4 protein-coding genes and 1 pseudogene are annotated in these 8,741 nt (G+C 60.3%); 2 read left to right on the top strand and 3 right to left on the bottom strand.

Annotation, left to right across the window (positions count from 1 at the left end):
- A pseudogene (locus tag U5771_RS34300) lies at positions 1 to 1,283 on the bottom strand (hypothetical protein); the annotation flags it as partial.
- Between the two features lie 1,228 nt (positions 1,284 to 2,511).
- On the opposite strand from U5771_RS34300, the gene U5771_RS34295 reads away from it, so the two are divergent.
- Together U5771_RS34295 and U5771_RS34290 are read left to right on the top strand one after the other, a co-directional pair.
- The gene (locus U5771_RS34295; RefSeq protein ID WP_322028050.1) at positions 2,512 to 5,448 is read left to right on the top strand and encodes a Tn3 family transposase; all 2,937 of its coding nucleotides are present in this window, start codon (positions 2,512 to 2,514) and stop codon (positions 5,446 to 5,448) included.
- Between the two features lie 117 nt (positions 5,449 to 5,565).
- Positions 5,566 to 5,973, top strand: coding sequence for a hypothetical protein (locus U5771_RS34290; RefSeq protein WP_322028049.1), 408 nt, complete (start codon positions 5,566 to 5,568; stop codon positions 5,971 to 5,973).
- Here the strand turns inward: U5771_RS34290 and U5771_RS34285 are convergent.
- Positions 5,970 to 7,451, bottom strand: coding sequence for a tyrosine-type recombinase/integrase (locus U5771_RS34285; RefSeq protein WP_322028048.1), 1,482 nt, complete (start codon positions 7,449 to 7,451; stop codon positions 5,970 to 5,972). The genes U5771_RS34290 and U5771_RS34285 overlap by 4 nt on opposite strands.
- A 34-nt stretch (positions 7,452 to 7,485) precedes the next feature.
- Entirely contained in the window at positions 7,486 to 8,433 is a 948-nt protein-coding gene (locus U5771_RS34280; protein ID WP_322028047.1) for a DNA-binding protein, read from the bottom strand.
- Positions 8,434 to 8,741 lie beyond the last annotated feature (308 nt).

The following is an 8,741-nucleotide window of genomic DNA, read 5'->3' as shown; positions in this document are numbered from 1 at the left end:
ACTTGGCTGTTTACGTTGAGGCCGATGCCGGTATCTTGGCCGTTTGCAGTCTTGCCGCCTAACGCGTCGTTATTGGCATTGATCGTGTCGAAGTTGCCGTTTGTGTTGCCCACCACCGTGAGCGCCCCGGCAGATGTGTTGATCGTATTGCCGCCCCCGTAAATGCCAACGCTATCGCCGGCTGCTTCGTTCACGCCGTCGCCGCTACCGATTATGTTGGCTTGGGCATTTGTGTTTAGCAGGATGCCGGTTGGTTGACCGTTGGTCGTCGTACTCCCTAGATAGTCGCCATTGGCGTTAACCGTATCGAAGCTGCCATTCGTACCGGTGATGTATGCCTGGGAGCCTGCGGCAGCGTTAATAGTGTTGCCGCCACCGCTCGCGACAAGATAGGCGCCAGCCGCTTCGCTAATGCTATTGTTGCTGCCATTAACTTGGTCGCTCGAATTTGAGCCGACACTTACGCTGCCATTCGATATGGACGTGGAATTCTGGTTTCCATTGACAGCAATATTTCCTCCGGACATCGAGCCCGAGTTTACTCCGGTTATAGTGCTATTCCCGCCGGAGGAGATTAAGTTGAATTCGGAGTCGGCAACTCCGGGAGAAATGATAATGTCATCATTTCCGCCGGTCGAAATAACTGTCGCAACATTGCTTCCGCTTTGCTGTGTTGCGCTTATCTGATCAGTATTATTTTCCTGCACTATGTTCCACATAGTGGCTGCGTTGGAGGAATCGCAAACAAAATTGGAGCTGCTCAATGATGCCGGGGTGTAGTTTCCGTTTGAGTCGGGCGATAGTCCGGCGGATTGCAAACTCTGTGATATCGCATTGGCGATTGTCGATGAATCAATCCCGGCTCCGGTGGCGGACGCGATAAAGCCAACGGCGTTAATGAGCTCGCCGAGGGTGAATGTTCCCCCGCCGAAAATTGGATTTATGCTCGATCCTGCAAGGCCTAAAAATTCAACCCCTTGGCCTGCCATGGTGGCAATATTACCGGCGATTGATGCGAATGCGCTTGCCAAATCATTGGCGCTCATCGAAGCGCCGTTTGTTATTATGTTTGTAACGCTGGCTACAATGGAGTTTCCCGCAAAAGCGGCACCCTCACCCGGTATCAGAGATGTTGCAGCTGCGGCGGCGCTCGCCAAAGCAGCTTGGTAGGCGATGAGAGTGGCATTGCTTGGATTATTTTGATACGCCTGTGCTGCACTTTGTACGCCGGCAGCATTGTCGAGTCCGGAAATCGTATAGCCTGCGACTGATACGGAAGTCATAGTGTGCTCTCGTTTTGGTTGCTATTTTGTGCAAACTGATATGGATATCAGTCTGGAAATGCAAATCACCACAACAAATAAGGCCAGGTACGGCATGGCTAGTCTTCTTGGTATTACTTCTCGTCCACTTGATCTCTGTTTGAAAAGATTGAAATATGAGATCGTCGTGTAAATCAGTGATGCTGCAAGTGCTATGGGGTAGATAAGCAAGAGTAGTGTGCTGGTTTGAGCCACTGATTTAAATAGACCACCTATCTCGTCGCACTGCATAAATAGCAGCACCTCGATAAGCGCAACCGATGCCGCTGAAAGGGATGCGAGTTTTATTATTCCCGATATTATTTTTTCTTTTTCATTCAAATTGAACCTCGCCATATTATGTGTGTTTTTTAGTTCTGACTCGCAAGAGTGGGGAGGCATCACCTCACTGGATCGATATTGAATAATAATCGCTTATAATAAATTGGCTAGGGCTGGATTATTGCATCAACGTCGATTGCTATTTCAGGTATGGTATGCCATTGATGGCAATCGCCTCGTTCCTCCGATCAATCTATCAGTCGATTCCCCTAATGACAACATGCGCTACGGTCAACTCATCAGTTGATATTTTACAGAATATTTCAGAATGGTGGTTGCTATAAATTTGTTGGGAAATCGATTAATTTTTGTAAGAATATGGGCGGATGGTGGTTGGTGGGGCGACTCTGAGAAATGGACCTCCATTGACGCTGGTTGGGCACTCTAAAATTGCGAATTCATGACGAAATGAAAGGTTGCGCGAGTGCGATAACGGATGCCTTTCATCGAAATTTCTCCGGATATGTTGAGACGCAGTATTGCCTGGCCTGAAACAGACTATTTCCAGTGCCGGAAAAATAATGACAATTTCGTCAGGTGTCGGTGACCGCTTCAGAAGCTCGGCGTTAGATTTCCGTGGCCGGCGCCAGTTGTTTTTTCGAATGATCTGCTGATTTTTCCCCACAACGCGGCATTGCCCATTTCTCGCGCGGGGGCGCGGGAAATGGGTCACGAATGACGAGCGCCGTGATGGAGCAAGCGGAAGGCTCCGCTTTTGATGATTTTGTAAGGAATCTCAACGAATCAAGATACCCCCTCGGCTATGGATTTTCAGCAAGCTGGGAGCCTATCGCACGCCCGGTTGCTTGCTGCACGGATTATTTCCCGCTACGCTGCACAGTCCGTTTTTCGCGCGGGAGTGCGAGCGATGGACCACTGGCGACTGGCGTATCTCGGCATGCGGCATTTTCCGCATGAGCTGACCGAGTTCGAGCTCAACACCTTCTTCACATTCTCCGCCCGCGAGCGTGCGCTGATCGATGGTCGTCGCTCACACCTCTACCGCCTGGCGGTCGCGTTGCACCTGGGATTCGTGCGAATGACCGGCCGCACGCTCGATGCTTACAAGCAGGTTCCCAAACGGTTGTGGCAGCATCTCGGCGATCAACTCGGCATCGACCCGCCTGACCTAGGGACGTTGCGCGCACTCTACGACGACCGCACCGACACGCTCGCCGATCACCAGAAACTGGCCTACGAAGCGCTCGGATTCCAACCTATGGCCGAGCACCAGCGGCGTTACGTCGTGCGCTGGCTCAAGGAACGGCTGTCGGGCCGGCAGGATCGCAGCACGGCGCTGTTCGATCTCAAACAGTGGCTGTACGAGCATCGGGTCCTGATCGTTCACGACCGCGCACTGCAGCAACTGATCGTGCAGGCCGTGCAGGACGTGGAAGCCGCGCTGACCCACCGTCTCGAGGCGGCGTTCGGCGCCGCCTCGCTCGATCAATGGGGCATGCTATTGCCGAGACCGGAATCGGGCGGGGCCAGCCTGCAGCAGTGGCTCTGGTCCGTACCGTTACGGAATTCAACGAACCAGATGGGTGAGCTGTTTCGCAAGATCGAGCGCCTGACCAAGCTCGGCGTGCACCGGAACTGGCCGGCCGCATGCAACGAGGCAGTGGTGCGGCACTATGCGCGACGCTGCGCCAACCGGCCTCCGTCCGTCAGCAAACGGATCCGTTTGCCCGTGCGCCGGCTCGAGGCCACCTGTTTCATGCGTTACGCGCTCTGCGTTGCCACCGATCAGCTGCTGTGGATGCTCGCCCGTTGGCAGCGCAAGATGGTCAACGAAGCCGGTAGCAAGGTCGACGCGACGCGGCCCGACCTGAAAGCGCAACTGCGCGAATTCGCGACGGCCGTGAAAGCGCTCGCGACCGACGCCACCCTGGCGCACGACGCGCTGATCGAGCATCTTGTGCAACTGGCTGACACAATGGTTGCTAGGAGCAGCCCGAGTCGCGCGAGCCTGGTGCGCGCACAACTGCTGAGCAAACAACGCGTTGCCCGCACGATGCTGGCGAGGTTGTTGACGTTGCCGTTCGCGTCGCAAACCCAGCATCCGGTCATCGACGCGCTCGAGGTGCTGCGAACGATCTACGTTTGCGGCGAACGGGAGTTGCCGGGGGATGTGTCCGTGCCGGTCGGGCGCGCCTGGCAACGGATCGTGGCCGGCGAGGACCGCGTGCAGGCACTGCTTGCGTTCGAATGGGCGACCTTGTCCGCGTTGCGGGTCGCGCTGCGCAACGGCTCAGTCTTCGTCGAGCACAGTTTCGCGTTCCGCAGCCAGGCCACGCTGCTGATTCCCGACGACACCTGGAAGGCGCAGCGCAACCACTTTTATGGTCATCTGAAACTGTCGCAGGACCCCAAAGAGTATATCGAGCCGATTTGCGCGCACCTGAGCGAGGGCCTTGAACGGTTGGCGCAAGCCGTGTCGCGTGGAGAGGTTCGGGTTGATACGGCGATTCATCTCGATCCCGCCTCGGCGCAGCGGGCCGAGCCTGCCGTCGAAGCGCTGCGCCGCGCGATTTTCAATGCCCATCCGGACGGCCAGTTGCCGCGCATCCTCCTGGAGATCGACAGCGAAACGCGCTTCAGCTGGCTGCTGCTGGGTCGTGAGCCTCGCGCGCGCAGCGAGTTGCTGATGGTCTACGCTGCCGTGCTCGCGCACGGCACATCGATGTCCGCTGCGGAAGTCGCGCGGATGGTGCCGGAATTGTCGGCCGGCGCGATCCGCCAGATGATGCATCGCGTCGCCGACGAGCGGGTTCTGCGAGAGGCAGCGGATGCCGTGCTCGGCTTCATGCACCGCCACGCGATCGCGGCGCACTGGGGACGTGCGGATCTCGCGTCATCCGACATGATGTCGCTCGAAACGACCCGCACCGTCTGGCAGGCGCGTGCCGATCCGCGTCGGCGCACGGCGTCGATCGGCGTCTACACCCACGTTCGCGACCGGTGGGGCATCTTCTACGACCAGCCGATCGTGCTGAACGAACGGCAGGCCGGTGCGGCGATCGAGGGCGCCATCCGCCAGGAAGGCACCGACGACGTCGCCCAACTGGCCGTGGACACGCATGGGTACACCGATTTCGGGATGGCGGTGGCCCGCGGGCTGGGATTCGACCTGTGCCCGCGGTTGGCACACCTGCGCGACCGGCGCCTGCATGTTTCCGTCGGCATGAGTGTGCCCGAAGCGCTGGTCGCCGTTATCGATCGCGACGTCCAGCTGGAAGCCATCGAGGCCATCTGGGATGACTTCGTGAGACTGGTGGCCTCGATCCAGAGCGGCCACTGTACGGCCGTGCAGGCGTTGACGCGGTTCGGATCCGCTGCGCGCGGCCTGCCGCTGTACGACGGCGGCGTCGCGCTGGGACAGCTGTTCCGGTCGATCTACCTGATCGACTATTTCACGCTGCCGGCCTTCCGGGCCGAACTGCAGCACGTTCTCAATCGCGGCGAGGCGGTGCACACCGTGCAGCGTGCGATTCATCAGGGCAAGATTCCCGTCGAACTCACGCGGCACCGCCACACGCTCATGGCGGTGTCGTCATCGTTGAGTCTGCTGACCAACTCCGTGTTGGCGTGGAACACGATGCACATGCAGCGGGCGGTCGAACGCATCGAGACACTCGGACAGACGCCAGTGCTACCCGACTATCTGCGGCGCATCGCACCGACGTATCTGGAAGGCATCAACCTGCGCGGCACGTTCGAATTCCCGGTCGCTGACTATGCGCATCGCCTGATGCCCAGTCTTGCGATCGGCATGCCGATGGCGGGACGCGAGGCACGTGGATGAATTTGGCAGGAGTCCGCGTAAATGGTCGGGGCATAATACACGGCTCTTGTCTTTTTCTACGCCGCCATGAGTCGAAAGTCCGCCCGGCGTTCGGGACACCGTCCGTTGAGCAAAGAAATGTTGTTGCCGCTCCCGCTCGCACGGACCCGCGCGTTGTCGCTCGAACATCATCTCGCGTTGGCCACCATCGCGAAGGGCCATGCCAATGTTGACTTGATGGTCTGCTTGCTGAAGGCCGTCTATACGGCGTTCTATCTGCACAAGGAAACGCCGGCGACCGGTGACGATGCCGAGTTCCAACGCGCGGAGGCCGCGCTGGCTCGGTGCATCGCGCGCGCCGAGCGCGGCGAAACCTGGGTCATGCTCGATCGAGACAAAGCCGTGATCGAGCGGATCCTAGTGCTTCACGACGAGCAACTGGCGAGCATACCGACCCATCGTTATCTGACGGCGCTCGACAAACTGAATCGCTTCGCCGCCGAAGGATTGCAATCACCGATTCCGCCGTTGACGACCGAACCCTAATCGGTATCGAACGCGAGATCAACGAACGCGCGCAACTGCGACAGATCCGTTTTTGCGTAGCCGGCCGTGGTCTGAATCGACGCATGGCCGAGCAGTGCCTGCGCGACTGGAAGCGGCACCTGCCGGTCGACGACCAACGTCCGGGCATAGGCATGGCGCAACCAGTGCGGCGACGCCCGCCGCAACGTGGCGGCACTCGCCAGATCGATCGGGGCGAGTCGCGCGGCGGCCGCCCGAAAGATCGCCTTGACCTCGTCATACAGCCCCGAACCCTGCAGCGTCCCGCCCTTGAGGCCATGCACCAGCGCCACGTGTTCGCTTGGTTCCGGCTGCTCAGGCAGTCCCCGCAACTGTCGATAGGTTTGCAGACGCGAGACGCAACCCGCAGGCAACGGAATCGCTCGCGGTTTCTGTCCTTTGCCGCACACGTGCAAGGTCCAGCATCCATTGGAGTCGACGTCGAGTGCGGGTAGTTGTCGCGCGTCGGACCAGACCAACTCGACCAGCCGTACGCCGGCAAAGCGGTACAGGCTCCAGATCGCCTGGCGTCGCGCCGCGATCAGCGGCTCGCCGTCGCGATCGACCGCGTCAACCTCGGCATCGCAAGCGGCCAGCTGCGCAACTGACAGCATGCGGGTCGGGGCGAAACCGGCGTGCCGCCGTTGTCCTCGCACCAGGCCAGCGGCCGGGTTCGCCGTCAGGTAACCGGTTTCGGTCCAGTACTGGAACAGGCTGGCGACGACCGCGAGCGCTCGAGCCTGTGTCGACTCGGACAGTCGGCCTTCAGGTTGCACATCGTCAGCACTGTCCTGCGCAGGACAGTGCAGCATGCGTTTGTATTCGAGCAAATCGTGTCGCGTCAGGTCGGACAGCGGCCCGAGCTCGTGCGCGATGCACCACGCCGCAAGGCGGCGAATCTCGGTCAGGTAGGCGCGTGCCGTATGGGGCGACCGACTGGCCCGGTCGCGCAGGAACAGCGCGGTCGCCTGGGCGTCATCGCCAACGCCGAGCGTGTTGGTTGCGCTCGCGACGGCGGCAAAGCGTCCCGCGCGCGCGAACCATGGCCGTAACGCAAGCGGGACGCCTCCAACCAGCGGCGCCGACTCCCGTAACCGCTCACCGCTCGTGATCGCCGGTAATGCCACCTCGCCGAACTTGAAGCGCCGCCCATGTGCGTGCAGCACGCGTGTCAGCACGGCTTCGGATGCCGGCGCGTCGTCGACTGACACGACCCGCGCGCGACCGCGATCCCAGTATTCGACCGCGGCCGACTGATCGAGCAATAGCCGCATCACGGCCGGCTTTGCGGCCTTCGCATCGGCGAGCGACGGAAAGCGCCGCTTGACGAGCGTCAGCGTCCAGCGCAGATAGACGACATGGCCGAGCACATCGCTCACGTAAGCAATGGCGGCATCGAGATCGTCGGGCAGACGCTGCGGTGGCATCGGGCCGGTATCGATCCAGTCGGCGAAGTTCATGAGAGGTCAGCGACCGGGCAAGCGGCGGGCCGGGTCATTTTCCCTTGCGCTTAGTGGACGCGCTACCCGTGGCGCGTTTTGCCGTCGCAAGGCCCGTGCGGGTGGTTTGCGTCGGTTTCGGCGCGATGTCGCGCAGCAGGTCGCCGAGCTGAGCGTGTTGCTGCGCATTAACTGCTTTCAGCGCCAGCGCCTCGCCAACCGCCTGTTGGCGGGCCTCACGTTCGCAGGCGAGCTCGTTGTCGAGCCGATCGCGTTCGCCTTCCAGCGCAGCGATCCGGCGCTCGGCGAATTTCAGTTGTGACGCCGCCTGCACGTGCTCCTTTTTCAGCGCCTCGCGCTGATGCGCGGTTTCCTGCAGCAATTGCTTCGACAGCGCCTCATACCGGTGCTGGGCGGCCTCGAGCGCCGCGGTATGTGCGTGGTCCCGAGAAGCCTGCTCGGCTGTCAGCGCGTCGAGGGCGACCTGACGCTCGTCAACTTGCGCTTCAAGGGAGGCGCAGCGGTCCCGCTGCACTCCTTGTTGGGCGCGCAGATCGGCCAGCTCGGCGTCGCGCGTGGCGAGCATCGTGCGCAATGTCTGGACTTCCTGCCGGAGCAATTCGACGCGCAGCTCGGCATCGGTACGGGCCGCTTCGGCTGCGACGACGTTGGCGTCGGCCGCCTGTTTCAGCCGGACGACGTCATCAAGCTGTACCGCGACGGCGGCTTGCCACAGTGCGCGCATCAAATCGGCAATATCGGTCGGCAGGTCGGGAATCGCGACCTCAGCCAACCCTGCGCGGACAACCTCCGCCTCGATTGCGTTCAGTGCCCGGGCGAGCGTCGCAGGGTCACCGGCACCGAGCCGTTCGCGCAGCTTGCGGACCGACACGATCTGGCGGAACCGCGTACCGCTGGCCGGCGCGCCGTCGCCGGCCTCGGCGAGCATTGTGAGCACGGCGGAGCGGATCTGTTCGGCGGTGACTGCGGCAGGACGGGACATGGTGGGCGAATTGAGTCAAACTGGCTCAATTATTCCATACATTTATAACGTTAGATAACCGTATAACAGACGATATCTAGAGACTTATCCAAGATAACTATAATTATCGCCGCCATACGGGCCCGACCGCTCCGGCGAATGGATACGTACGCCCGCCGGGCCCCGGCGAAGAGGTGTTGAGAAAGTGCAGAAAGACCAGTCAGGAAGTAGCTGATTTTATTGATTATTATTTTGGGGGCGGAGCGCTAGCCATTGTCGCAGTTAGATCGGCCTACACCGGTAAACTGCATCGAAATCAAAGGGACCCC

The sequence above is a fragment of the Burkholderia sp. BCC1977 genome (genome assembly GCF_905339595.1).
GTDB lineage: Bacteria > Pseudomonadota > Gammaproteobacteria > Burkholderiales > Burkholderiaceae > Burkholderia.
This window is presented reverse-complemented; position numbering and strand designations above follow the sequence as displayed.